Raw genomic sequence first — 24793 nt, forward strand, 5'->3', positions numbered from 1 at the left:
GGAGCAAGCAGGCTTGCTCCCACAGGAGGGCACGGCCTATCTGTCAGTCAATTTGGCCAGAACAGGCGCTGTGCCGGTCCCGCTGGGTGGTTAAGATCCCATCTTCTTTTTCCACTCTTTGAGGTCCCCATGCGTTTTTCCGATCTGCTCGACGCTGTCCGCAGTCAGCCGCTGGAACTGTCTATTCCGGCCGAATGGGCGCAGGGCCGTGCCAGTTTCGGAGGCCTTGTAGCCGCGTTGCAATACGAAGCCATGCGCGCAAAGGTCCCGGCGGACCGGCCTGTGCGTTCGCTGGCGATCACCTTTGTCGGCCCGGTCGAACCCGAAGTGCCGGTCAGTTTTGAAGTCGACGTGTTGCGCGAGGGCAAAGCCGTCAGCCAGGTGCTCGGTCGTGCGATGCAAAAGGGCCAGGTGGTGACGTTGATCCAGGGCAGCTTCGGTGCCTCGCGTCCTTCCGAAGTCACGGTCGCGGCTGAGCCTGCGCCTGAAATGAAGCACTGGGACGAGTGTCAGGAGCTGCCGTACATCAAGGGCGTGACCCCGGAATTCATGCGGCATCTGGCGATGCGCTGGGCCGTGGGCGGCATGCCGTTCACCGGCAACAAGTCCCGCGAGATGGGCGGTTGGGTGCGCTTGCGTGGGGACGTGAAGGAAGAGGCGGTCAGCGAGTCGCATATCCTGGCATTGGTAGACGCCTGGCCACCGGCGCTGTTGCCGCACCTGAACAAACCCGCGATGGGCAGCACGCTGACCTGGACCATCGAATTTGTCCAGCCGTTGCTGGCGTTGAGCACGCTGGACTGGTGCAAGTACCAGGTTGAAACCGAGTATGCCATCGACGGCTACGGTCACGCCGCGGCGAAGCTGTGGAGCGCGGACGGTCAGTTGATCGCCATGAGCCGGCAGACGGTAACGATATTCGCCTGATCAGTGGCGACGGTGGCGCTCACGCCAGGCTCGCCACCAGCCACCGCTCAGGAAGAACCGTGGAAAGGTCAGGAACTGCTCGACCAGCAAACGCGATATCGCATCTTTGCGATCACTGAACGGCTCGGAGGCTTGCGCCTCCAGGCTGTGGCCGTGACGTTGCAAACCGAGCGCGGCGAGCAGGCCGATGACGCCAACGGCGATGTTGACGAAGCTCAGACTGAACACGCCGGAAACAATCAGCAGAAAGGCCACGATGAACAGCGGCACGGCAATCAGGTGCAGGACCAGGTTTGTCGGGTGCTGGTGATTGCCGGGGTACGCGCGCCATTGCCAGGCGGGAAGGTTGGGGTGACGTTTGCCCATGATGCTGATCCTCGATCCATGTTGAACACATGATTTAAGAATAGGCGGGGCGGTGGTGCGGGGCGAATCGAGGTTGGCTATCGGTGTGATAGGGGCCATGGTCGAGATTGATGGTGAGTGGACTGACGCCATCGCGGGCAAGCCCGCTCCCACAGAATTAGCGCTATTTATAAATGTGCGCATTACCGGTGGGAGCGGGCTTGCCCGCGATGAGGCCCTTACAGCTTGAGCTGCCCGATGGCCTTGCTCAATTCCCCCGCCAGCGCCGCCAACTCATTGCTGGTAGTCGCCGAATCCACGGTCTGCTGCACCGTGTTTTCGGTCACGTCGCGAATACTCACCACCGCCCGATTCATCTCTTCCGCTACCTGGCTTTGCTGCTCGGCCGCCACGGCAATCTGCGTATTGCTTTCGCGCATCTGCGCCACTGCGCTGGTGATTTGCCCCAACGCTACACCGGCTTCCTGAGCCTGCTGGACGCAATCGTCGGCCTTGAGCGAGCTTTCCTGCATGAAGTCCACAGCGTCCCGCGTCCCGGCTTGCAATGCAGAAACCATCAGCGTGATTTCATCGGTGGAAGTCTGCACACGCTTGGCCAGGTTACGCACTTCATCGGCGACAACGGCAAAGCCACGCCCCATTTCACCGGCCCGGGCGGCCTCAATCGCGGCATTGAGCGCCAGCAGATTGGTCTGCTCGGCAATGCTGTGAATCACGCTGACCACGCCGTTGATTTTCTGGCTGTCCTCGGCGAGTCGCTGGATCATCTCGGCGGTCTGTTGCACCCCGCTGGACAACCCGGCAATCGATTTCTGCACCCGACTGACCACTTCCTGGCCACTACCGGCCAAGGTGTCAGCGCTCTGCGAGAGGTCGCGGGTGGCGCCAGCGTGCTGGGCGATATGATAAACGGTGGCGGTCATTTCATTGATCGCCGTGGCGGCCTGATCGGTTTCGCTTTGCTGGCCGAGCATGCCGTGGCGCACCTCGTTCATGCTCGACGCCAGTCGTGCGGCACCGACATCCAGTTGCCGGGCGGTGCTGGCGACGGTGTTGACCACGCGCTGGTAACCGGCCTGCATCGCGTTGAACGCGTTGGCCATCTGCCCGACTTCATCCTTGCCCGCCAGCGGCACGCGCGCTGACAGGTCGCCGGTTTTCTCGACGTGGAGCATGACGTCTTTCAAGGTATTGAGCTGGCTGAGCAGGAAGCGGATCAACAGCTGCGAAGCGCCAAGCATGGCCAACATCAGGATGAACACCGCTGCCGCGTAGTTGGAAAAGCGCTCGGTAAACACCTGGCTCAGGCTTGGGCCATAGGCGATCACCGCGACGTGCTGGCCATCGTTGCGGGTAAATACCTCGGCACCGCTCAACGGGTTGTCACCGAACAGCGGCATTGAATTGATTTCGACCCAGCCATTGGCATCGGCCAGCTCCGGCAGCGGTTGTCCGTTCAGCAACGGCGCCTGGTTGCGACTGAAGGTCAGCAGATGATCGGCCTTGGGCAGCGGTTGCTCCGCAGGCCAGGCATTGAGCAAGCGCGCCTGAGCCTGGGCCGACGCTTGAGCGGCATGGCTGCGCGCCTGTTGTTCGAGCTGTACGGCGTACAGCACCAGCAGGAGGGTGGTGAAGAAGGCGACCGCATTGACCGCCCAGAATTTGTATTTCAGCGAGATATTGCTAAGCCAGGCACCCATGGAGGTCTTCTCTGATAGCGGAAACAGCATTGGCAAGGTGCCAGCATTGTGCCGCTATGCAGGGATTCAGAACTTGATGTGGATCAAGGGTCACCACCAATCAAAATGTGGGAGCGAGCCTGCTCGCGATAGCGGTGTATCAGTCGATATCAGCATTGACTGTTTCACCGCTATCGCGAGCAGGCTCGCTCCCACAGGGATTTGCGGTTACTGGGGGATTGAGGGCAGGCCGTAGAACGCCCGTGCGCAGGCAGTCGTGTGAGCGGCCAGGTCCTCCTCCGTTTCCCCACGATGCAACGCCACCTCGCGCAGCACTTCGGTCAGGTATGCCGGTTCATTGCGACCGTTCTTTGGCTTGGGGCGCAAGCTGCGCGGCAGCAAATACGGCGCATCGCTCTCGAGCATCAGGCGCCCGCGCTTGATCTCCTTCACCAATGGATGCAGGTGAGTGCCGCGGCGTTCGTCGCAGATCCAGCCAGTGATGCCGATGTGCAAATCCAGGTCCAGGTAACTGAACAGCGCTTTCTTTTCACCGGTGAAGCAATGCACCACCGCTGCCGGCAATTGATCACGGTAATCACGCAGCATTTCCAGCAAGCGCTGACTGGCATCGCGCTCGTGGAGGAACACCGGCAATTGCAAATCGACCGCCATCGCCAGGTGTTCTTCGAGGACCTTTTCCTGCTGCGGGCGTGGTGAGAAATCGCGATTGAAATCCAGCCCGCATTCACCCACGGCGACCATGTTGGCCTCCTTGAGCAAACTGCGCAGACGCTGAGCGCTGTCGGCATTCCAGTCGCTGGCCGAATGGGGGTGAATACCCGCGGTGGCAAACAGCCGTTGCGCGGTTTCATCCAGTTGCCGGCACAGTTCCAGCGCCTGTTCACTGCCCTCGACACTGGTGCCGGTCAGTACCAATTGGCAGACCCCGGCGGCATACGCGCGATCGAGTACGGCCTGGTGCTTGTCGTCGAAACTGGGGTTGGTCAGGTTGACGCCGATATCGATGAGTTGCATGGTGCTACCTCGGACCAAAGGCCGGAAAGCATATCAGAGCTGTAGATTTATAAGAAAAGCCAAGAACTACAACGGGTTAAAGCTGTCTGTTGATGCCGCGAGGCCGTCGTGATGGTCAATATGCCATCACTGTGCCAGTCTTGCGCGTCTTGCCAGCGCTCAAAGCGCTCTGTTTCTGTCGTTCGTTTTCAAGAAATTTCTTGAGATCGGCCCAGTATTCTTTCCGGAGAGTGGATGACACGTCCCTCGATTCTGCTGTTGCTGTGCTGTTCGTTGCTGCTGCCGTTGCCGGCGGTTGCACGCCTGGCTGGGCCGTTGCAAGCCGTGCCGGCGGCCAAGGTTCGCGACCTGGCAGACATCCGCAGCAGCCGGGTATTACGCGTGCTGGTCAACCAGAGCCGCAACAGCTCCGGCGAAGTCCAGGGACAAGCCATCGGCGTCGAATATCACCGCTTGCGTGCGTTCGAGCAATACCTCAATAGTCACGCCCGTGACGGTCAGGAAATCACCCTCAAAATCATCCCCAAGTCCAAGGATCAACTGCTCGGCGCGTTGCAGCGTGGGGAAGGGGATCTGGTCGCGCCGGGAGAGCTGCTCGATTTGCAACCGGGCCATGCTGTCAGCAGCAGCGAGCCGATTGCCAGCAACATCCCGTTGGTACTGGTAGGCATCAAGGGTGAGCGCCGCTACACACGGGTCGAACAACTCTCGGGGAAAACCCTGGCATTGCCCACAGGCAGTGCGGCGGGGGACGTGGTCAGTCAGATCAATTCAAAGCTTGCGCTGCACAAACTGGCACCGGTGAAAGTCGAATGGGTCGATCCCAGTCTTGCCGTCGAGGATGTGCTGGAGATGGTCCAGGGCGGGATCTTTCACCTGACGATCGTCGAGCAACCCATAGCCGAACGCTGGGGCAAGATCCTGCCCAAACTGCGAGTGGACAAACAGGTGTCGATCAGTGCCCCCGGCGAAGAGTTCTGGTTTGTCCGCCGCGACGCCTCGATGCTTCGTGCGAGCATCGACCGATTCCTGACCACCTACAAAAAACCGTCGGACCAGGACGCAGCGTTCCTGCGAATCTATCGACGCCTGTATCAAGTGCACTATCCATTGGCCAAGGCTGATCGACAGCGCCTGGAAAAACTTCGCCCGGTGCTGCAAAAGCACGCAGACGCTCAAGGCATGGACTGGCTGAACCTCGCGGCGCTGGCCTTCAAGGAATCGGCGCTGCAACCCGGCACCCGCAGCGGCGGCGGTCCCACCGGGCTGATGCAGATCACTCCGACCGCGGCCCAGCGCGTGGGTGTCAATAACATTCAGGACCTGGACGCCAATGTGCAGGCGGGGGCCAAATACCTGGCGATGATTCGCCGCAAGTTCTTCGCCAGTCCCAAACTCAATGAGCGCGAGCGCATGGCATTTGTGCTGGCGGCCTACAACATAGGGCCCGAAAGGGTCCAGGGCATGCGCGCCGAGGCCCGGCGCCGCGGTTTGAATCCCAATCAGTGGTTCTTCCAGGTCGAACGAATTGCCATGGAGCAGGTGGGAATGGGTCCCGTCAGCTATGTTAATAGCGTGAACAAGTATTTCCTGGCGTTCGATCGTGAGCGGGAGTCGTTGGAGCCCCAGGGGCAGAAACTTGCCTTACGGAAATGATCGACTAAATTGATTGTTATGTCGCAATTATTGCGCTTTTAACATTACATTTATTGATTAATATAGCGGCCAACCACACACACTCACAATGAATGGATGACACAGCATGAGCTCACTGATCAACAAGGTAATGTTCACCCGCGCCAGCTACGGCCTGACCGTCTTGCGCGTCTTCGTCGGCATTATCTTCGCCGCTCACGGTTCACAAAAACTGTTTGGCATGTTCGGTGGCTACGGCATTGCCGGTACCGCGCAATACATGGAAAGCCTTGGCCTGGCACCGGGTCATCTGATGGCGATTCTGTCGGGTGGCACCGAGTTCTTCGGCGGCCTGGCACTGATCATCGGTCTGCTGGTACGTCCGGCAGCGCTGGGGCTGACCTTCCTCTCGCTGGTCGCCATTTTCACCGTGCACATCAGCCACGGTCTGTTCATGTCCAACAACGGTTATGAGTTCGCCCTGGCGCTGCTCGGCGGCAGCATCGCCGTACTGATCGAAGGCGCCGGCAAGCTGTCGGTGGACCGCGCCATCGCTGGCTGACCGCTCTGCTTCAACGAAAAGGCCCGCATTGCGCGGGCCTTTTTTGTTGCGCGTCATTCTTGACACTGTCCGGTCAGCTTCTCTAGGATGCTGCTCATGCGCCGATTTAAACAGCTACTTGCGGGGCGCCAGGTGACTCATCCAGTTGCCGATAGAAGCCTGGAACAGGCTTCGAAATACCGCTAAAGCGCTGGTTCGGTGTTGCCTCTCACCTGCCATGCAGACTTTTGAGGCAGAGATACGACACGATGAATGCACTAAGCCCCGTTGTACGCCCCGCGCCGATCACGGCACACCTTACCCAGCGCAATCCAAAAATCCTGCTTGGCGGTAATCATCAGCCGACACTGTTGCGTTATCTCGATGGCTGGCCACGTCGCACCGGCGGACCTGCCGCGTTTCTGATCCAGTTTGTCGAGGACGGTGAATCACTGGCTCGTTTCGCCAACGACAGTTTTGATCTGGCGGTGATTCAATCGCCCTGCGCCGAGGATGCCTTTGAGGTGATCCAGCAACTGACACGCGTTGCTCGACAAGGTCTGATTACCCGCCGCTAAGCGTCGGGGCGCAGCGACTCACAGGTACTCGATCGCCACGATATATACGCATTGCTCACCGGTCGGTGTCTGGACCCGAACTTCGGCGTCCAGCGCCTTGCCGATCAAGGCGCGTGCCAGTGGCGAGTCGATGCTGATCAAGCCCAGTTTGAGGTCCAGCTCGTCGGGGCCGACGATGCGGTAGCGCGACTCTTTGCCGTCTTCGTCTTCGATGGTCACCCAGGCGCCGAAGTAGACCTTGTTCGGATCGCTGGGCTTCTCGCTGACCACCTTCAACGCTTCAAGCCGCTTGGTGAGAAAGCGCACGCGACTGTCAATTTCGCGCAGCATTTTTTTGCCATAGGTGTATTCAGCGTTCTCGGAGCGATCGCCTTGTGCAGCAGCCTCGCTGACCGATTGCGTGACCTGAGGCCGCCGTACATGCCAGAGTTCATGAAACTCGGCGCGCATCCGCGCTTCACCTTCGGGGGTGATCAGCGCGGTGCCGGCGGTGCGGGGAGGGCGATAACGGCTCATGGCACATTCTTTTGATTGAGAGTGTTTGAGTCTATCAACCCTCGCGCAAGACTGTCAGGGGGCTGGCATTCAGCGCACGACGTGTGCCGAATACGCCAGCACCGCCGATCAGTACCGCACCGATCAGCGGCAGCACCAATAACCACGGATGTGGGTGCCACGGCAGGTCGAAGGCGTAACGGTAAAGCACCAGGCTCACCAGTTCCGATCCCAAGGCCGCCAGCAAACCGCTGACCGCACCCAACAGGCCGAATTCGATCCGCCGCGCCTTGACCAGTAATTGTCGTTCGGCCCCCAGCGCTCTGAGCAGTGCGCCTTGACGAATGCGCTCATCGAGCGTCGCCTGCAAGCCGGAGAACAGCACCGCCATCCCCGCCGCCAATACAAACAACAGCACATACTCCACCGCCAGGGTGACCTGGGCGAGGATGCTGCGCAGTTGTTCCAGCAGGGCCTCGACTTGCAGGATGGTCACCGCCGGGAAGCTGCGCGACAGGTCGACAATCTGCTGATCGTGACCCGCCGCCAGATAGAAGCTGGTCAGGTAAGTCGCAGGCAAGTCCTTCAAGGTGCCGGGCTGGAAGATCATGAAGAAGTTGGGCTGGAAGTTGTCCCAGTTGATGTCCCGCAGGCTGGTGACCTGCGCTTCGCGATTGACCCCGCCGACACTGAACACCAGGTGATCGCCGAGCTTGAGCTTCAGGCTTTCGGCGACTTTGCCTTCCACCGACACGCCGGGAATCTCATCGGCAGGCTGTTCGCTCCACCAGTTGCCTGCGGTCAGTTTGTTGCCGGCCGGCAGGTCTGCCGCCCAGGTCAGGCTCAGGTCGCGCTGGATCGCCCGGTCTCCGGCTGAATCCTTGCTGACGATTTGCTGCACCGGTTCGCCATTGATGCTGATCAGGCGTCCCGGCACCACCGGGTACATTGGCGCCGATTGGGCTGAAAGCTGGATCAGGCGATCGGTGAAGGCTTGTTTGTCGGCAGGCAGAATATTCAGTGCGAAATAATTCGGCGCGTTTTTCGGCAATTGGTTTTGCCAGGTGTCCAGCAGTTCACCGCGCAACAATGCAATCAATGTCATCGACAACAGGATCAAGCCGAAGGCCAGGGCTTGTCCGGCGGCTGCCAGCGGATGACGCAGCAACTGGCCCAGCCCCAGGCGCCAAGGCAGTGAAGCGCGCGCCAGCATCCGGCGCAGGCTTTGGAGCAGTAGAAGTAGCAGGCCACCGAGCAGCAGCGCGGCAATCACGCCACCTCCGAGCAGGGCGAAAGTCAGCAGCAGATCAAGGCTCAAGCGCCACATGATCAGGCCGAGGGCACCCAGCGCTGCGCCGTAGACCATCCAGGTGCTTGAAGGAATCGGCAGCATGTCTCGACGCAACACGCGCAATGGTGGTACCCGACCAAGCGCCGCCAGCGGTGGCAGGGCGAAACCGGCTAACGCGACCAACCCGGTGCCGATCCCGGCAATGGCCGGAAACAGACCGCCCGGTGGTACGTCGGTCGGCAACAGGTCATGCAGCAACGCAAACAGTCCAAGCTGGGCCAGCCAGCCGAGGAGGGCGCCGCTGACGCTGGCGAGCAGACCGAGTACCGTCAGCTGCAAACTGAACAACACCATGGTGTCCCGTCGCGATAAACCCAGACAACGCAGCAGTGCGCTGGCATCGAATCGGCGTGTGGCAAAGCGCGTCGCCGACAGCGCCACGGCCACACCGGACAGCAGCACCGCGACCAGACTGGCCATGTTCAAGTAACGCTCGGCCTTGCCCAAGGCGCCGCCGATCTGCCGGTTGCCGTCGCGGGCATCCTGAATGCGCTGGTTGGCGGCCAGTCCGGGTTTGATCAGTTGACGATACGTTTCCAGCGCCTCGGGTGTGCCGCGCCAGAGTTCGCGGTAACTGACCCGACTTCCGGGTTGCACCACGCCGGTGGCGGCAAGGTCGCTGAGGTTGATCAGCACTCGAGGTGTGAGGCTGTAGAAATTGCCCGCGCGGTCGGGCTCGTAAGTGAGGACGCGCGTCAGTTTCAGGGTCCGCATGCCGACATCGATGCTGTCACCGATCTTCAAGTTCAGCGCCGTCAGCAGACGCCCTTCGACCCAGGCTTCACCGGGTTTTGGTCCGCCGCCGGATTCTTCCGGGGCAAACGGGGCCGGGGCACTTTTCAGTTCGCCACGCAGCGGATAAATGTCGTCGGCCGCCTTGATGCTGGACAGCTGAATGCCGCTGTCAGTGGCGATGACGCTGGAGAACTCCACCACTTGAGCGTGCTCAAGTCCCAGTTCCATGCCACTTTTGAGCTGTTCGGGGCGAGCGGGAGAACTGCCCTCAAGCAGCAAGTCCGCGCCCAGGAATTCGGTGGCGCGCAACATCATGGCGCCATTCAGGCGGGCGCCAAAGTAACCGATGGCGGTGCTCGCCGCTACGGCGACCACCAAGGCGAAGAACAATACGCGCAACTCCCCGGCGCGGGCGTCGCGCAGGAGTTGGCGGATGGCAAGACTGAACAGGCGCAGTAGCGGCAGGCGTGCCATCAAGGCTCCAGAGGGGCGACCAGCAGGCCGGCTTCAAGGCGAATCATACGTCGGCAGCGATGTGCCAGGCGTTCGTCGTGGGTCACCAGCACCAGGGTCGTGCCGCGTTCCTGGTTGAGTTCGAATAACAAATCGCTGATGCGCTCGCCGGTGTGGCTGTCTAGGTTGCCGGTGGGCTCATCGGCGAACAGCACATCGGGCTCGGCGGCAAACGCACGTGCAATTGCCACGCGTTGCTGTTCACCCCCGGAGAGCTGGCGCGGTGAATGGGTCAGGCGTTGCCCCAGGCCAACTCGTTGCAACAGCTCGGTGGCGCGCTCACGGGCGTCTTTGCGGCCGTCGAGTTCGAGCGGCAGCATGACGTTTTCCAGCGCATTGAGACTGTCCAGCAACTGAAATGACTGGAACACAAAACCAACGTGCTCGGCGCGGATGCGCGCACGCTGGTCTTCATCGAGATTGCTCAGGCCTTGCCCGGCGAGGGTGACTTCGCCGCTGCTCGGCAGGTCGAGACCGGCGAGCAGGCCGAGCAGGGTCGATTTGCCGGAACCGGAGGCGCCGACGATGGCCAGGCTGTCGCCCTTGTTCAGTTCCAGACTGAGTTCGTGCAGGATAGTCAGTTCACCTTCCGCGCTGGGAACCACTTTGCTGAGGTTCTTCGCGGTGAGAATGCTTGCGCCCATGGAGAATCCGATGCGTGTGTGGTTTTTGAGTGCTGGCCTGGCCTTGATGTGCATGGCCCAGAACGCAGCGGCGGGTACTGTCCTGATCGTTGGCGATAGTATCAGCGCCGGTTTCGGACTGGATACCCGCTTGGGGTGGGTCTCGTTGCTCGAGCAACGGCTCAAGCGCGAAGGTTTCGACGACAAAGTGGTCAACGCTTCCATCAGCGGCGACACCAGTGCCGGAGGCCAGGCGCGCCTGCCTGCGCTGCTTGCAGAGCATAAACCGGAGCTGGTAATCCTTGAGTTGGGCGGCAACGACGGGCTGCGCGGAATGCCCCCGGCTAATTTGCAACAAAACCTTGCATCGATGATCGACAGCTCCAAAGCGAGCGGTGCGAAGGTGTTGCTGCTGGGCATGCAGTTGCCACCCAACTATGGCAAGCGCTATACCGACGCGTTTGCCGAGGTCTACGGCAAACTGGCCGAGGAAAAAAAGATCCCGTTGGTGCCCTTTTTTCTCGACGGTGTGGGCGGTCATCCAGACCTGATGCAGGCCGACGGATTGCACCCGGCTGCCGGGGCTCAGGACAAGTTGCTGGAAAATGTCTGGCCTACACTGAAACCGCTGCTTTGACGCTTTTCTAGCGGCGGTGTTTCGGCTAAGGTGGCGCCCCCGATTTGGAGCCCCCGATGCCGCGTCCCGCCTGGTCCCTTTTTGCCTACCAACTGATCGAGCCTGACGAACAGCTGGATCTGTTCGCCTGCCAGGAAGTACGGGTACATCTGGTGACCCGTCAGCTGGAACTGGGCGGCTCGGCTGATCGAACCTTGTGCGGCAGCCTGCTGCCCGCGCAACCGCGCTGGTCGAGTGTTGACCGGCGCGTGTTCCAGGACCAGCGCCTGTGCTCGCTGTGCCGGGCCATCCTGGAGTCGCAAAAACGCGGCACCTCGCCAATCTGGCCTGAGTTGCGGTTCGAGCTGTAAAGCATCAAAGATAGCGTGCTATCGGCCAACTCCCCGAAGTTCCGGATGCCGGTGTACAATCGCGTTTTTATACCCTTGTCGATCATGCGAAGGACTTTCCGGATGTTGCCGCGTTTTCCTGCCGTCACCCGCTGCCTGTCTCTTGCCGCCCTTTGCGTGGCGGGTCCGGTAGCCGCATTGGAGCTGCCCCTGCCACCACCTGGTGAAGACATCATCGGTCAGGTGCAGGTCATCAAGGCCAAGTACGAAGACACCTTCGCCGACCTTGGCACCACCTACGACCTGGGCTATCTGGAAATGGTCGCGGCCAACCCGGGCGTCGATCCGTGGTTGCCGGGCGCTGGCACTGAAGTCATCCTGCCAACGCGCTTCATCCTGCCGCCGGGCCCGCGTGAAGGCATCGTCATCAACCTGGCTGAATACCGCCTCTACTACTACCCAAAAGGCCGGAACGTGGTGTACACCTTCCCGCTGGGTATCGGTCGTGAAGGCTGGGGCTCGCCGATCGCCCACACCAGCATCATCGCCAAAACGCCGAACCCGACCTGGACGCCTCCAGCCTCGATCAAGGCCGAACACGCTGCTGACGGTGATCCGCTGCCAAACGTGGTGCCGGCCGGTCCGGACAACCCGTTGGGGCCGTTCAAGTTCACCCTGGGCACACCGGGCTACCTGATCCACGGCTCGAACAAGAAGTTCGGCATCGGCATGCGCACCAGCCACGGCTGCTTCCGCATGTTCAACAACAACGTGCTGGAGATGGCCGGCATGGTGCCGGTGGGTACGTCGGTCCGTATTCTCAATGATCCGTACAAGTTCGGCGTCAGCGGTGGCAAGGTTTACCTTGAGGCGCACACGCCGCTGGACGACAAGGGCAACCCGTCGGTGGTCGACAAGCACACCGCCGTGATCAACGCGATGCTCAAGCGCGAAGACATCACCAACAACTTGCGCATGAACTGGGACGTGGTGCGTGATGTGGTGGCCGCTGAAGATGGCCTGCCGGTGGAGATCGCCGTGCCGAACACTTCGGCGCCGCTGGTGACGAGCGCGCCGCTCGACCCGCTGCAGTAAGGCTTGCACAGAACCCGCCGATGCAGGCTGCGTCGGCGGGTTTTTTATGGCCGGTGCAAAACCACAGGCAATAAAAAAGCCGACCCAAAAATGGGTCGGCTTGATAACAATCCCGAAGGACTATTACTTGCGGCTAGCTTTGTCCAGCATGCGCAGAGCACGCTCGTTAGCTTCGTCAGCAGTCTGTTGTGCTTTTTGAGCAGCAGCCAGAGCTTCATCAGCTTTACGGTAGGCTTCGTCTGCACGAGCCTGGGAGCGAGCTGCTGCGTCTTCAGTAGCGGTCAGACGTGCTTCGGTTTCTTTCGATACACTGCTGCAACCGGTAGCCAGAACTGCGGCCAGAGCCAGAGCAGAGAATTTCAGAACGTTGTTCATCGTGTTCCCCTTCAAGGACTTTCAATTAAGTAGCTGTCTCCTCAGAGTGAGGAAATGGCCGGCGTACATACTACCCATTACTTCTAGTAAGTAAACTGACGTGTAGCAAGAAGCATAAAAAATTGTAGGCGTTGATTCTTTTTCGAGCAACTTTTAACTGCATTGTTTAAAAAATATGCAGCTGGGAAGCCCGATCCTGAGCGAGCCACCGGGAAAAAGTTTCCGGTACTCGTCGCTGTTTTTCTCATTCTTGGCTAAAGTCTGTCTACATGGATTCGTCCATACTTGTGCGCGGATTTTGTGCAGTGGCTCTCATAATCTTTATCCATCTTGGTGGTGACTTTAAGAGGGCGGGTTCGTCTTAAGTCTCAACATCCGGCAATGTTCAGGCTATCGACCCGGGATACCTTTGGTCGAGCCGCCTCTGCGTCACCCTGAGAGCAGCACCCGTTAACCTGAGCGCGATGACGAGCGTACCTTGAGCATTTCTGCCAATGGTGCCTACTATTTGATACGTGCTCGGTTGCGCGAGATTGGTGCAGCACTTCTCAGTGTCCATTCAGGCACGAGGTGGCGTAGTTGTTCCTTCGCCGGAAAAACATCGGTAAGGTAGGGGTCAGAATTCAAGACCCGCGAGGAGTAGTGATGAGCGAGGCGTTGTCCATCCACCATGACCAGGCTGGTCATCAGTTCGAGACCAATGTGGACGGTCATCGTGCCTACCTGACCTATATGGATCTGGGGAAACAGACCCTGGATATCTATCGTACCTTCGTGCCCAACGCACTGCGGGGCCGTGGCATTGCCGCGGCGTTGACCGAGCAGGCGCTGCAGTACGCTGAGGAAATGGGCTACACCGTCATTCCATCGTGCTCTTACGTCGAGCGCTACATGGAACGTCACCAGCGCCATGCCGCTAAACTGAGTCAGTGATTTTCAGTAAAACGAACGCACACAAAAACGCCGGGGCAAGCCCGGCGTTTTTGTGTGCGGCGAAAGGCGATCAGGTGCGATCGCGTTTGGGCAGCACGTCCTTGAGCTTGGCGTGCATGCTGCGCAAGGTGGTTTCAGTGGCAGACCAATCGATGCAGGCATCGGTGATCGACACGCCGTATTGCAAGTCGGCGAGGTCTTTGGGAATGGCCTGGCAGCCCCAGTTCAGATGACTTTCGACCATCAGGCCGATAATCGACTTGTTGCCTTCGAGGATCTGGTTGGCAACGTTTTCCATCACCAGTGGTTGCAGGGCCGGGTCCTTGTTGGAGTTGGCGTGGCTGCAATCGACCATGATGTTCGGCTTGATCTTCGCCTTGTTCAGCGCTTGCTCGCAGAGCGCGACGCTGACCGAATCGTAATTCGGCTTGCCGTTGCCGCCGCGCAATACAACGTGACCGTAGGCATTGCCTTTGGTGGTGACGATCGATACGCCACCTTCCTGGTTGATGCCCAGGAAACGGTGCGGGCTCGACACTGACTGCAGGGCGTTGATCGCCACGGTCAGGCCGCCATCGGTGCCGTTCTTGAAGCCGACGGCCGAGGACAGGCCGGAAGCCATTTCACGGTGCGTCTGGGATTCGGTGGTGCGAGCGCCGATGGCCGACCAGCTGATCAGGTCCTGCAAGTACTGCGGGGAGATCGGGTCCAGGGCTTCGGTCGCAGTGGGCAGGCCCATCTCGGCCAGGTCCAGAAGCAATTGGCGACCGATGTGCAGACCGTCCTGAATCTTGAACGAGTCGTCCAGGTACGGATCGTTGATCAAGCCTTTCCAGCCGACGGTGGTGCGTGGCTTCTCGAAATACACGCGCATGACCAGATACAACGTATCGGACACTTCGGCGGCAAGCGCCTTCAGGCGCTCGGCGTATTCGTGGGCCGCCTTGATGTCATGGATCGAGCAAGGCCCGATGACAACGAACAGGCGGTGGTCGGTGCCATCAAGAATGTTGCGAATGACTTCGCGACCCTTGGTGACGGTGCGCAGGGCAGCGTCGCTCAGAGGGATATCACGCTTGAGCTGATCGGGAGTGATCAGGGTCTCGTTGGAGGCGACGTTTAGGTCGTTGATCGGTAAATCAGCCATCGTTTACTCGTCAGGTCACGGGTGCCGGCCGCCAGCGAACCCGCGCGGCGGAGCACAGCAAATTAAGCGCGTCGGGGAGCCGAACCTTAGCGCGTTAGGCGCCTGCTCGACAATGGGCAGACACCGGTTTAGGGGGCATTCTCACGAATTGTGAACGCCACCTAATCCAGCACAGCCTGGGCAAAGGCTCTGCGAACCGTGTCGTGAGAGAACTCGTCGGCATGCTGCTGGACCCATTCGAGGGCCAAGGCCTGGGTTTCCTGCAGGTCATTATGCGAGTCATGCTGGCGACAGTAGCGTTCGATCTGGCACACCTGCTCTCCCATCCGGGCGCTGAACATCATCTGCTCGTCAACGAACGCGATGCCCACCAGATAGCCGCGCTTTCGGCGCAAGCACCAGGCCACATAGCCCAGAAAACGCAAATCGGGATTGAGGGTCGGCATGCGAACTTCAAGCGCCGTACCGTGGCGCCACGCGCGGTGGTAATTGCAAGCCATGCCGCCCAGGCTGATAGTGTGCAGCTGTTGCCGAGAAATACACTCAGGTTTGAGTAACGTTAATTCAACAGGCACATCGTCAGGATGAGGAATAAAACGTCCCATGAGCACGGACTCCATGTGTCGGCCATCTGACATTGTTCTCCCCAGTATAGTGGTCGAATGGGATCTGACTGATTTCGATGCCGACCAACGGCTGCTGGCATCAAGCGGTGTTTCGCTGGTGGTTTTCACCAGCGTTGGCTGCGCCTCCTGCCGGTTTGCACGAGAGCAATTGCCAAGACTTGATCTGGCGATCGACCGGCTGTGCTGGATCGATGCCGGGGACAATGGCGGGTTGGTCGAGCGTTATCAGGTTTTTCATTTGCCGGCGCTGTTTGTGGTGCGCGACGGCGAGTTCTTCGGGCCAGTACAGTCGCGCCTGACCGGCATCGGGCTCAATGAGGCCGTAGGGCAGGCGCTCAATCGAATTGCAGAGGAGTTGCCATGATGGGGGCAGTTGCCAAGCCGACAATCGGTATTATCGGAACCGGCGCGATCGGCGGGTTCTACGGGGTGATGTTGGCGCGTGCCGGTTTTGATGTGCACTTCCTGTTGCGCAGTGAATTCGCCGCGGTGGCCGAGCGCGGTTTGCAACTCGACAGTGCCGTGCATGGGGCGCTGACGCTGAATCCGGTTCAGGCCTACTCGTCGGCTGAAGACATGCCCGCCTGCGACTGGTTGCTGGTCGGCGCAAAAACCACCAGCAACGCGGACCTGGCGCCCGCCATCATTCAGGCTGCGGCCCCGAATGCCAAGGTCCTGCTGCTGCAGAATGGCCTGGACGTCGAAGACAGCTTGCGCGAGTTGCTTCCCGATTCGCTGCACTTGCTGGGCGGCCTGTGCCTGATCTGCGTGCATCGCGAAGGCCCGGGCGTGATCACCCATCAGGCGCTCGGTGCGGTCAACATCGGCTATCACAGTGGTCCGGCAATCGACGATCAGGCGCGCATGGTGATTGTAGAGGAGGGCGCGGGGTTGTTTCGTACAGCCGGCATCGACTCCCAGGCCATGCCGAACCTGCACCAGGCACGATGGCAGAAACTGGTCTGGAATATCCCCTACAACGGGCTGTCGGTATTGCTCGGGGCGAGTACCGCACCGTTGATGGCCGACATCGATAGCCGGGAACTGATCAAGGCACTGATGGCCGAAGTGGTGCAGGGCGCAAAGGCCTGCGGGCACGATATGCCGGCCGGTTATGCTGATTACCTGTTCATGATGACTGAAAAAATGCCCGACTATTGGCCGAGCATGCACCACGATTTTCTGCACAAGCGGCCACTGGAACTGCAAGCGATCTATGCGAGGCCGCTGGCGGTCGCTCAAGCGGCGGGGTGCGAGTTGCCACGAATCGAAGCCTTGTATCGCAGTTTGAGTTTTATCGATCGACGCAACAGGTGAGTCGATCAACCTGAGGGGGAAGGGCATGGCAAAGACTATCGACGACAAACTGGTGCTGGCGATTTCTTCACGGGCACTGTTCGACCTGAGCGAAAGCCACAAGGTCTATCTGTCGAGCGGCGTCGAGGCCTACCGGCAATATCAGATTGAACACGAGGACGAGATCCTCGAACCCGGCGATGCTTTTCCGCTGGTGGAAAAACTCCTGAGCCTGAATACCCGCCTCGGCCGCGCCCGGGTCGAGGTGATCCTGGTGTCGCGCAACAGCGCCGACACCGGCCTGCGGGTGTTCAACTCGATCCATCACTATGGCCTGGCGATTTCCCGGGCGGCGTTTGTCGGTGGGCGCAGTCCTTATCCTTACCTCAAGGCATTCGGCTGTGATCTCTTTTTGTCGACCCATGCCGAAGATGTGCGCAGTGCTTTGGACGCCGGCTTCGCCGCCGCGACTATTTTGTCGGGCGGTGCCAGCCGCGCGGCCAGCGATGAACTGCGCATTGCCTTTGACGGTGACGCGGTGCTGTTTTCCGACGAGTCGGAACGGGTCTATCAGTCCGGTGGGCTGGAAGCGTTTCAGGCCAGCGAGCGCGAATCGGCCCGCGAACCGCTACGGGGTGGCCCGTTCAAAGGCTTCCTCGCCGCCCTCAATCTGTTGCAGCGCGAGTTCCCCGATGACGCTTGTCCGATCCGCACCGCCCTGGTGACGGCGCGGTCGGCACCGGCCCACGAACGGGTGATCCGCACCTTGCGTGAGTGGGATATTCGTCTGGACGAGTCGCTGTTTCTTGGCGGCCTGACCAAGTCGGCATTCCTCGAAGCCTTTGCCGCTGACGTGTTTTTCGATGACCAGGCGGGCCATTGCGAACTGGCCCGTGAAGTGGTTGCCACTGGTCACGTGCCCCACGGCATAAGCAATGAACAAAAAGTTTAAGCCCACTGTTCAATGTGTTACGTCAGACGTCGTACTCGCCACGGCGCTGCTAAGCTGAATCAAATCTCCGCCATATTGGCACGAGGAGGTCATATGATTCGTTCGATGCTGTATGCCACTGACCTCGGTCTGTACGCACCGTTGGTGATGCAGCATGCCTTGGCACTGGCGCAAACCTTCAATGCCGACCTGTATGTGGTGCATGCGGTTGAGCCGATGGGGTTGTTTGCCGAATCAGTACTTCAGAGCTACCTCGATGAGCAGGCCTTGAACGAGTTTCACAGCCAGGGACTGAACACGGTGATTGCCAATATCGAGCAGCGGGTGCTCGAAAGCTTTCGCGAAGAGTTGGGGGATGAAGGGGAACTGGACCTGGCGCGGATTCAAGCGGTGCGGGTGCTGCAGGGCGATCCGTCGCAGGTGATTCTCGACCAGGCGCAGAAACTCTCCGTGGATTTGTTGATCGTAGGTAGTCATAGCCATCGTGCTGGCGCGGAAACGCCTCTGGGCAGGACCGCTGCGCGGGTGTTGCAACTGTCTCCGGTGCCGGTGTACCTGGTGCCGCTGGTAGAGCGTCGCCGCAAAGGGGATCGCTAAAGCAAGAATAGTGGCAGTTTGATGAAAAAGTTCTAGATTTATTCTTCAAACCATTAATATAGTTATATACCGTCGCTGATGCCCGTGGCGTCTACCTGCTTTGAGGGATTCATATGAAGCTTCAACAACTGCGCTACATCTGGGAAGTGGCGCACCACGACCTCAACGTTTCCGCTACCGCCCAAAGCCTTTACACCTCGCAACCGGGCATCAGTAAACAGATCCGTCTGCTGGAAGACGAACTCGGCGTTGAAGTATTTGCCCGCAGCGGCAAGCACCTGACCCGCGTCACCCCGGCCGGCGAGCGCATCATCACCACCGCTGGCGAGATCCTGCGCAAGGTTGAAAGCATCAAGCAGATTGCCCAGGAATTCTCCAACGAGAAGAAAGGCACCCTGTCGATCGCCACCACGCACACCCAGGCGCGTTACGCGTTGCCACCGGTGATCAGCAATTTCATCAAGCAATACCCGGACGTTGCCCTGCACATGCACCAGGGTTCACCGATGCAGATCGCTGAAATGGCGGCTGACGGTACGGTGGATTTTGCCATCGCCACCGAAGCGCTGGAGCTGTTCGGTGACCTGGTGATGATGCCGTGCTATCGCTGGAACCGCTGCGTGGTCGTGCCTCAGGGCCACCCGTTGACCAAGTTGTCGAAGCTGACCCTCGAAGCCCTGGCCGAATACCCGATCGTGACCTACGTGTTCGGTTTCACCGGTCGTTCGAAACTCGACGAAGCGTTCAGCCACCGCGGCCTGACGCCGAAAGTGGTGTTCACCGCCGCCGACGCCGACGTCATCAAGACGTACGTGCGCTTGGGTCTGGGCGTGGGCATCGTGGCGAAAATGGCGGTCGATGCCAAACTCGACAGCGACCTGGTGATGCTCGATGCCAGCGATCTGTTCGAGTCCAGCATCACCAAAATCGGTTTCCGTCGCGGCACTTTCCTGCGTGGTTTCATGTGCGACTTCATCGAGAAGTTTGCGCCGCACCTGACTCGCGAAGTCATGGCCAAGGCCATTCAGTGCCACAACAAACAGGAACTGGAAGAGCTGTTCGACGGCGTCGAATTGCCGGTCCATTAATCCTGCTTAAATGACCTCGGTAACAGCAAACTGTTGCCGAGCGCCTGCCACCAGAATCTCCACCTCGTCCCCTTCGAACTTGCCCAGCAGGCTTTTGCCCAGCGGTGAGCGAGGGGTGATGACGGTAATCATCTGCCCCACCAGATCGACCTTCAAACCCGCCGCATCGGGGGCCAGGAACAACCATTGTTCACGACCCTTTTCGTCTTCCAGACCCAGCAGGGCGCCCACTTCGATCCCGCGTTGTTCGTCATAAGGACGCAAGGTCAGGTTCTGGCAAAGCGCGAGTGACTGCCTGATTTCTTCCACGCGTTTAGCCTGTCCAGCCGCCAGATAAGAAGCTTCCAGGCCCAGGGTGTCGTACTTGTTTTCGGCAATGTTTTCTTCGTGGGTCGCGGTTTCGTACGCGGTTTGCGCGGCACGCTCGGCGATGTCGAGATCGACGCGCAGCTTGGCGAGAATCAGTTGGTGGACAGAGTGTTTATTCATGATCAGTCGCAGAATTGCAGGACGTTGGCGCGGCTTTTTTCGCTCGGCGCGGTCTGGTCCTGTTGCAGCCAGAACTGGCATTTCGGATTGGACAGATTGCGGCTGCTGCTGCGGGCCTGATCCATTCGTTGTTGCTGCTCGTTCTTGTGCAGGTTCTCTTCGTATTGTTGAAATATCGGGCTTTGCGGCGGGATGTCCGGCACCTGGCGCGCCGCTTCCGGCGGTTTGGCCAATTGCTCCACCACGGCAGCCACGGGCGCGAGTTGCTCGCTGAACAGCAGGCGCGAGGCGAGCCAGCAGGTCAACGCGATGGCGATGAACCCCAGCCATACGCCGAGGGCAATGCTGCCGCTGAGCTGCAACGCATTAAGCTGGACCGGCAACGGGCGGCGCGGGTTGGGACGGTAGGGCATGGCTGCCTCCTGGCGGGTGTTCGCGGGGGAATGGCGATTGTCGCATGAAGATTAATCGCCGTCGGCTCTTCTGCACGAGGTAATTTATGCGGACAATCGGCGCCTTTGCCAACGGGAGCCTGGAATGCCTGAAATGCCTCAAGTGAACAACCGCTGGCGCTGGGATATTTTTTGCACCGTGGTCGACAACTTTGGCGACATCGGCGTGACCTGGCGCCTGGCCCGACAGCTCGTGACCGAGCATTCGGTCGCGGTACGTTTGTGGGTCGATGATCTGCGTGCCTTCGAACAGATCTGTCCAGAAATCGACAGAGCAGCTTCGCAGCAGTGGCAGCAGGGAGTGGAGGTGCGTCATTGGCCAACCGACTGGCTACCCACCGAAGCGGCGGATGTGGTGATCGCCGCGTTTGCCTGTCAATTGCCAAGCCTCTACATGGACGCGATGGCTGCGCGGGAAAAGCCGCCGCTGTGGATGAACCTCGATTACCTGAGCGCCGAGGACTGGGTGGTCGGCTGCCACGGTTTGCCATCGGTGAAGTACAAGAGCGTGCAGAAATACTTCTTCTTCCCAGGCTTTCAAAAAGGCACCGGGGGGTTGCTGCGTGAAAGCGGTCTGCTTGAACGACGTAGGCAATTTCAGCAAAACCCTGAAGCTCAGCGTGAATTCCTTCACGGCCTGGGGATTGATCGTGCGTCAAACGCTCAACTGATCTCGCTGTTCGCCTACGAGAATGCCGGGCTGGCCAGCTGGCTCGATACGATGGCCGCTGATTCGACGCCCACGCATCTGCTGGTGCCTGAAGGCCGGATCCTGGGGGATGTCGAACGCTGGCTAGGCGTTGATGGGTTAGCGGCCGGCGCGGTGCATGTTCGCCAAGCCTTGACCGTCCAGGTGTTGCCGTTCGTCCGGCAGGATCAATACGACCACCTGCTGTGGTGCTGTGATTTCAACGCCGTGCGCGGCGAAGATTCCTTTGTCCGCGCACAATGGGCCGGTCGGCCGCTGCTCTGGCATATCTATCGCCAGGACGAAGACATTCACTTGGATAAGCTCGATGCCTTCCTCGCGCTGTACGTCAAAGGCCTGTCCGAGCCTGCCCGCGAGGCGATCAGCGGTCTTTGGCGAACGTGGAATGCAGGCCATGATATGTCTGACCACTGGCTAGCGACCCGTAAACACTGGCCCGAGCTGCAAAAACATGCCGAGGCGTGGTGTCTGGAACAGGCCTTGCAGGCTGATCTTGCCGCAGCGCTGGTACAGTTTTATGTAAATTGGATATGATACGCGGCCTAGATTTTTGTAAATCCCATCCAAATTCGGATATTCGCAATGAAAACTGGTAAAGAACTGAAACCCGGTACCGTGATCCGTCTCGAAAACGATCCTTGGCTGGTTCAGAAAGCTGAATTCACCAAATCCGGTCGTAACAGCGCGATCATGAAGACCAAGCTGAAAAACCTGCTGACCGGTTACAAGACCGAAATCGTTTACAGCGCCGACGACAAACTGGACGACGTAATCCTCGACCGCAAAGAAGCGACCCTGTCCTTCATCAGCGGCGACACCTACACGTTCATGGACACCACCGACTACACCATGTACGAGCTGAACGCTGAAGACATCGAAGCCGTTCTGCCTTTCGTTGAAGAAGGCATGACCGATGTTTGCGAAGCGATCTTCTTCGAAGAGCGTCTGGTTTCCGTAGAACTGCCGACCACCATCGTGCGTCAGGTTGACTACACCGAAGGTTCCGCTCGCGGTGACACTTCCGGCAAGGTAATGAAGCCTGCCAAACTGAAGAACGGTACCGAGCTGTCGGTTGCTGACTTCATCGAAATCGGCGACATGATCGAGATCGATACCCGCGAAGGCGGTTCCTACAAAGGCCGTGCTAAATAAGCACCGCTTCAGGAATGAAAAAGCCCGACCATTGAGTCGGGCTTTTTTATGCCTGCCAGAAACACGCAGACCTCAATTCTTCAGGTGTTGCTTGAGCTCTTCGCAGACTTGGCTGAACACGCCAGTGCTTAGACGGTAACGTGCAGGCGTACATCGACGTTGCCGCGAGTGGCGTTCGAGTACGGGCAGACCTGGTGAGCAGCTTCGACCAGGCTTTGCGCGTCGGCTTGTTCAAGACCCGGCAGGCTGATGTGCAAATCGATGTCCAGACCGAAGCCACCAGGGATTTGGCCGATGCCGACATGGGCGGTGATCGAAGCGTCGTTCGGGATGCTGCGCTTGGTCTGGCTGGCGACGAATTTCAGTGCGCCGATGAAGCAGGCGGAGTAGCCGGCTGCGAACAGTTGTTCAGGGTTGGTCGCTGCGCCGCCGGCACCGCCGAGCTCTTTTGGCGTGGCGAGTTTGACGTCGAGGATGTTGTCGCTGGAAACCGCACGACCGTCACGGCCACCGGTGGAAGTTGCGATTGCGGTGTAGAGAGTTTGCATGGTGTGAGCCTCGTTTGGTTTGGGTATTCTGCGCTAAATGTTTGCGCGCTAAGTAAGTGCGAGATGAATGTATCGCGCTAATATTTAGCGCGCAAGATAAATTTTAAAAAAAGTTTTGGCTTTCAGGCGGATCTTGGTTGAGAGTTCTGAGATAGAGCTGTCGCAGCAAGATTTCGGCGAATGGTTTTTTTAAGTGGCGCGGGGGCAGAGAGGGCACCGCAAAACAAATGTGGGAGCGAGCCTGCTCGCGATTAGCGGTTTGTCAGTCAACATCAATGCTGAATGACAGACCGCTAATCGCGAGCAGGCTCGCTCCCACAGGGGAATTATGGTGGTTTTAGAATCAGAGGCTGTCTTGCAGATTGCTGCGCAGGTCTTGAAGCTCCGCTTGCAGCTTCTGCAGATGCTCCAGCGTCTGTCCGCTGGCAGCGAGGATGCATTGGGGAATGCTGCGTGCCTTGTCGCGCAACGCGCGTCCTTGTTCGGTGAGTTCAACAATCACCACCCGTTCGTCTTCGCGGCTGCGGGTGCGGGTCAGCAGGCCTTCGACTTCCAGGCGCTTGAGCAGAGGCGTCAGTGAGCCGGGATCGGTCAGCAGCTGCGAGCTGATTTCACCGACGGTCAATCCGTCTTTCTGCCACAACACCATCATCGCCAGGTATTGCGGATAGGTCAGGCCCAGCGCCTGCAATAGCGGCTTGTAGACCTTGGTCATCAGCAGCGAAGTGGAGTGCAGGGCGAAGCAGATCTGGTTATCCAGCAGCAGCTGTTCGTAGTTGTCAGGGGTGTTTCGCTCGGTGTCCATTTCAAAACCTTGATCAGTGATCGTCATGAATCTAGCGGGCGAATCTTTAATGCGCCAGATAATTCTGGACTAGTGGCGATCCAGATTGTTCTGCAGCGCCAAATCCCATGGCGGGATGGGGCTGAACCGCGTCTTCAGGTATTCCAGCAACAAGCGACTGCGTGAATTGGGTTGTTGCGCCAGGCGCAGGGCATAGATCCCTGTAGTTTCCGGCGGTGGCAGACCGTTCTCGCAGAACAGCGGCAGCAATTCACCGCGTACCAGGTATTCGCTGGCCAGCCAGGTCGGCAAATGCGCGACACCCAACCCGGCCAGCGCACCGCAAACCAGTGCCTCGGCATTGTTTGCGCTCATGCGGATGCGTGCCGGGCGGTGCAAGTGCAGGTGTCCGTCCCGTGCAAAACGCCAGGCGAACGGCGGGGCGAGGCCGTCCCAGTCGAGGCCGTCGTGTTCGCTCAGTTGTGCGGGGTCGATGGGCACTCCACGCCGTTTCAGGTAGTCGGGGCTGGCGCAGGCAACACGCACCATGCTCGCCAGCGGCGTGGCCACCAGTCGGGTGTCGGCCAATTGACCGGCGCGCAGCACCAGATCGACCTTGCCAAGGTTAAGACCCTGCATGTCGACAAAACTGTCGATCAGATGCAGTTGCACGTCGAGTCCGGGGTAAAGCATGAGGAAGTCGGCAATCACCGGCGCCAGATGCCGTCGGCCAAACGCCGCTGGGGCATCTATTCTGATCAAGCCTTCCGGCGCGCTGCTCAATGACACCGCTTCAGCGCGGGCCAGACGCAACTCAGCCACAATCCGCCGCGCCCGATCAGCAAATGCCAGGCCCGCAGGCGTGGCCCGCACCGCGTGAGTGCTGCGAATGAACAGCGCGCTGCCCACGGCGTTTTCCAGACTGTCGATACGTCGCGCCACCGCCGAAGGTGTCAGCGGATGGCGCCGGGATGCGGCGGAAAAGCTGCCGGTTTCCAGCACATCAAGAAACAGGCCAAGCTGTTCGGTCAATAGATTGGGGTTCATCGTCAGTCAGTGCTTATGCGAAGTTGGCACAGCCATTGTGCGTTGCTGTGCGTTTC

The 24793-nt window shown here is 59.4% G+C and carries 29 protein-coding genes; 15 read left to right on the forward strand and 14 right to left on the reverse strand.

Features of this window, described 5'->3' with window-relative positions; all coding sequences use genetic code 11:
* The first annotated feature begins 129 nt into the window (after positions 1 to 129).
* A complete protein-coding gene (locus QRN31_RS04895) occupies positions 130 to 927 on the forward strand; it encodes an acyl-CoA thioesterase (RefSeq protein WP_285430530.1) in 798 nt (265 codons plus the stop codon).
* Here QRN31_RS04895 and QRN31_RS04900 read toward each other — a convergent pair whose 3' ends face one another.
* The 3 genes from QRN31_RS04900 to QRN31_RS04910 form a co-directional block, all read right to left on the reverse strand.
* Positions 928 to 1293, reverse strand: a complete 366-nt coding sequence (locus QRN31_RS04900) for a terminase (RefSeq protein WP_285430531.1) — start codon at positions 1291 to 1293, stop codon at positions 928 to 930.
* A gap of 218 nt (positions 1294 to 1511) precedes the next feature.
* A complete protein-coding gene (locus tag QRN31_RS04905) occupies positions 1512 to 2993 on the reverse strand; it encodes a methyl-accepting chemotaxis protein (protein WP_285430532.1) in 1482 nt (493 codons plus the stop codon).
* Positions 2994 to 3200: 207 nt separating this feature from the next.
* Positions 3201 to 4010 carry a TatD family hydrolase gene (locus QRN31_RS04910; RefSeq protein WP_285430533.1) on the reverse strand — a complete coding sequence of 270 codons (810 nt, stop codon included), beginning with the start codon at positions 4008 to 4010 and terminating at the stop codon, positions 3201 to 3203.
* A 234-nt stretch (positions 4011 to 4244) separates the two neighbouring features.
* Between QRN31_RS04910 and QRN31_RS04915 the strand changes: the two genes are divergently transcribed.
* The 3 genes from QRN31_RS04915 to QRN31_RS04925 all read left to right on the forward strand — a co-directional run bounded on the left by QRN31_RS04915 (position 4245) and on the right by QRN31_RS04925 (position 6764).
* A complete protein-coding gene (locus tag QRN31_RS04915; protein ID WP_285430534.1) occupies positions 4245 to 5666 on the forward strand; it encodes an MltF family protein in 1422 nt (473 codons plus the stop codon).
* A gap of 106 nt (positions 5667 to 5772) precedes the next feature.
* Positions 5773 to 6207: a DoxX family protein gene (locus QRN31_RS04920; RefSeq protein ID WP_285430535.1), complete on the forward strand. Its 435-nt coding sequence runs from the start codon at positions 5773 to 5775 to the stop codon at positions 6205 to 6207.
* A gap of 248 nt (positions 6208 to 6455) precedes the next feature.
* The gene (locus QRN31_RS04925) at positions 6456 to 6764 is read left to right on the forward strand and encodes a class I SAM-dependent methyltransferase (protein WP_285430536.1); all 309 of its coding nucleotides are present in this window, start codon (positions 6456 to 6458) and stop codon (positions 6762 to 6764) included.
* A gap of 18 nt (positions 6765 to 6782) precedes the next feature.
* Here QRN31_RS04925 and greB read toward each other — a convergent pair whose 3' ends face one another.
* Genes greB through QRN31_RS04940 form a run of 3 tightly spaced genes read right to left on the reverse strand, consistent with a single transcriptional unit; the run spans position 6783 to position 10502 of the window.
* A complete protein-coding gene (gene greB / locus QRN31_RS04930) occupies positions 6783 to 7280 on the reverse strand; it encodes a transcription elongation factor GreB (protein WP_033057207.1) in 498 nt (165 codons plus the stop codon).
* A 34-nt stretch (positions 7281 to 7314) separates the two neighbouring features.
* On the reverse strand, positions 7315 to 9819 hold the full coding sequence (locus QRN31_RS04935) for an ABC transporter permease (RefSeq protein ID WP_285430537.1): 2505 nt from the start codon (positions 9817 to 9819) through the stop codon (positions 7315 to 7317).
* Positions 9819 to 10502, reverse strand: coding sequence for an ABC transporter ATP-binding protein (locus QRN31_RS04940; protein WP_285430538.1), 684 nt, complete (start codon positions 10500 to 10502; stop codon positions 9819 to 9821). The genes QRN31_RS04935 and QRN31_RS04940 overlap by 1 nt, the downstream gene beginning before the upstream one ends.
* A gap of 10 nt (positions 10503 to 10512) precedes the next feature.
* On the opposite strand from QRN31_RS04940, the gene QRN31_RS04945 reads away from it, so the two are divergent.
* The 3 genes from QRN31_RS04945 (at position 10513) to QRN31_RS04955 (ending at position 12542) form a co-directional block, all read left to right on the forward strand.
* Positions 10513 to 11118 carry an arylesterase gene (locus QRN31_RS04945; RefSeq protein ID WP_208669320.1) on the forward strand — a complete coding sequence of 202 codons (606 nt, stop codon included), beginning with the start codon at positions 10513 to 10515 and terminating at the stop codon, positions 11116 to 11118.
* Between the two features lie 56 nt (positions 11119 to 11174).
* Positions 11175 to 11468: a hypothetical protein gene (locus QRN31_RS04950; RefSeq protein WP_003226812.1), complete on the forward strand. Its 294-nt coding sequence runs from the start codon at positions 11175 to 11177 to the stop codon at positions 11466 to 11468.
* 102 nt (positions 11469 to 11570) lie between these two features.
* Positions 11571 to 12542: a L,D-transpeptidase family protein gene (locus tag QRN31_RS04955; protein ID WP_285430539.1), complete on the forward strand. Its 972-nt coding sequence runs from the start codon at positions 11571 to 11573 to the stop codon at positions 12540 to 12542.
* 123 nt (positions 12543 to 12665) lie between these two features.
* Here the strand turns inward: QRN31_RS04955 and oprI are convergent, their stop codons facing one another.
* Positions 12666 to 12917: an outer membrane lipoprotei OprI gene (gene oprI, locus QRN31_RS04960; protein ID WP_002553018.1), complete on the reverse strand. Its 252-nt coding sequence runs from the start codon at positions 12915 to 12917 to the stop codon at positions 12666 to 12668.
* Positions 12918 to 13562: 645 nt separating this feature from the next.
* On the opposite strand from oprI, the gene QRN31_RS04965 reads away from it, so the two are divergent.
* A complete protein-coding gene (locus tag QRN31_RS04965; RefSeq protein ID WP_020800382.1) occupies positions 13563 to 13850 on the forward strand; it encodes a GNAT family N-acetyltransferase in 288 nt (95 codons plus the stop codon).
* A gap of 70 nt (positions 13851 to 13920) precedes the next feature.
* Here QRN31_RS04965 and QRN31_RS04970 read toward each other — a convergent pair whose 3' ends face one another.
* Positions 13921 to 14997, reverse strand: a complete 1077-nt coding sequence (locus tag QRN31_RS04970; RefSeq protein ID WP_090186452.1) for a 3-deoxy-7-phosphoheptulonate synthase — start codon at positions 14995 to 14997, stop codon at positions 13921 to 13923.
* A 161-nt stretch (positions 14998 to 15158) separates the two neighbouring features.
* Positions 15159 to 15602, reverse strand: coding sequence for a PilZ domain-containing protein (locus QRN31_RS04975; protein WP_090186450.1), 444 nt, complete (start codon positions 15600 to 15602; stop codon positions 15159 to 15161).
* Between QRN31_RS04975 and QRN31_RS04980 the strand changes: the two genes are divergently transcribed.
* From QRN31_RS04980 to cysB, 5 genes are all read left to right on the forward strand, one after another.
* On the forward strand, positions 15601 to 15987 hold the full coding sequence (locus tag QRN31_RS04980) for a thioredoxin family protein (protein WP_285430541.1): 387 nt from the start codon (positions 15601 to 15603) through the stop codon (positions 15985 to 15987). The two genes, QRN31_RS04975 and QRN31_RS04980, sit on opposite strands and share 2 nt — an antisense overlap.
* Positions 15984 to 16940 carry a putative 2-dehydropantoate 2-reductase gene (locus QRN31_RS04985; RefSeq protein ID WP_285430542.1) on the forward strand — a complete coding sequence of 319 codons (957 nt, stop codon included), beginning with the start codon at positions 15984 to 15986 and terminating at the stop codon, positions 16938 to 16940. The genes QRN31_RS04980 and QRN31_RS04985 overlap by 4 nt, the downstream gene beginning before the upstream one ends.
* A gap of 25 nt (positions 16941 to 16965) precedes the next feature.
* Complete coding sequence (locus QRN31_RS04990; protein WP_222587871.1) at positions 16966 to 17871, forward strand: 5'-nucleotidase; 906 nt, start codon at positions 16966 to 16968, stop codon at positions 17869 to 17871.
* Between the two features lie 93 nt (positions 17872 to 17964).
* Positions 17965 to 18468, forward strand: a complete 504-nt coding sequence (locus QRN31_RS04995) for a universal stress protein (RefSeq protein ID WP_285430543.1) — start codon at positions 17965 to 17967, stop codon at positions 18466 to 18468.
* 113 nt (positions 18469 to 18581) lie between these two features.
* The gene (gene cysB / locus QRN31_RS05000; protein WP_008148549.1) at positions 18582 to 19556 is read left to right on the forward strand and encodes an HTH-type transcriptional regulator CysB; all 975 of its coding nucleotides are present in this window, start codon (positions 18582 to 18584) and stop codon (positions 19554 to 19556) included.
* A gap of 6 nt (positions 19557 to 19562) precedes the next feature.
* On the opposite strand, the gene QRN31_RS05005 is transcribed toward cysB, so the two are convergent.
* Complete coding sequence (locus QRN31_RS05005) at positions 19563 to 20045, reverse strand: GreA/GreB family elongation factor (RefSeq protein WP_285430545.1); 483 nt, start codon at positions 20043 to 20045, stop codon at positions 19563 to 19565.
* A gap of 2 nt (positions 20046 to 20047) precedes the next feature.
* Positions 20048 to 20458 (reverse strand): hypothetical protein, encoded by a 411-nt coding sequence (locus tag QRN31_RS05010; protein ID WP_285430547.1) that lies wholly within the window; start codon positions 20456 to 20458, stop codon positions 20048 to 20050.
* Positions 20459 to 20582: 124 nt separating this feature from the next.
* Between QRN31_RS05010 and earP the strand changes: the two genes are divergently transcribed.
* Together earP and QRN31_RS05020 are read left to right on the forward strand one after the other, a co-directional pair.
* A complete protein-coding gene (earP, locus tag QRN31_RS05015) occupies positions 20583 to 21740 on the forward strand; it encodes an elongation factor P maturation arginine rhamnosyltransferase EarP (RefSeq protein ID WP_285430548.1) in 1158 nt (385 codons plus the stop codon).
* Positions 21741 to 21788: 48 nt separating this feature from the next.
* Positions 21789 to 22358: an elongation factor P gene (locus QRN31_RS05020; protein WP_007943632.1), complete on the forward strand. Its 570-nt coding sequence runs from the start codon at positions 21789 to 21791 to the stop codon at positions 22356 to 22358.
* 128 nt (positions 22359 to 22486) lie between these two features.
* Here QRN31_RS05020 and QRN31_RS05025 read toward each other — a convergent pair whose 3' ends face one another.
* The 3 genes from QRN31_RS05025 to QRN31_RS05035 form a co-directional block, all read right to left on the reverse strand.
* Positions 22487 to 22906 (reverse strand): organic hydroperoxide resistance protein, encoded by a 420-nt coding sequence (locus tag QRN31_RS05025; RefSeq protein WP_010461312.1) that lies wholly within the window; start codon positions 22904 to 22906, stop codon positions 22487 to 22489.
* A gap of 343 nt (positions 22907 to 23249) precedes the next feature.
* Positions 23250 to 23711 carry a MarR family winged helix-turn-helix transcriptional regulator gene (locus QRN31_RS05030; protein ID WP_285430551.1) on the reverse strand — a complete coding sequence of 154 codons (462 nt, stop codon included), beginning with the start codon at positions 23709 to 23711 and terminating at the stop codon, positions 23250 to 23252.
* A 69-nt stretch (positions 23712 to 23780) separates the two neighbouring features.
* Positions 23781 to 24737: a LysR family transcriptional regulator gene (locus QRN31_RS05035; protein ID WP_285430553.1), complete on the reverse strand. Its 957-nt coding sequence runs from the start codon at positions 24735 to 24737 to the stop codon at positions 23781 to 23783.
* Positions 24738 to 24793 lie beyond the last annotated feature (56 nt).

The sequence above is a fragment of the Pseudomonas sp. fls2-241-R2A-110 genome (genome assembly GCF_030209165.1).
GTDB lineage: Bacteria > Pseudomonadota > Gammaproteobacteria > Pseudomonadales > Pseudomonadaceae > Aquipseudomonas.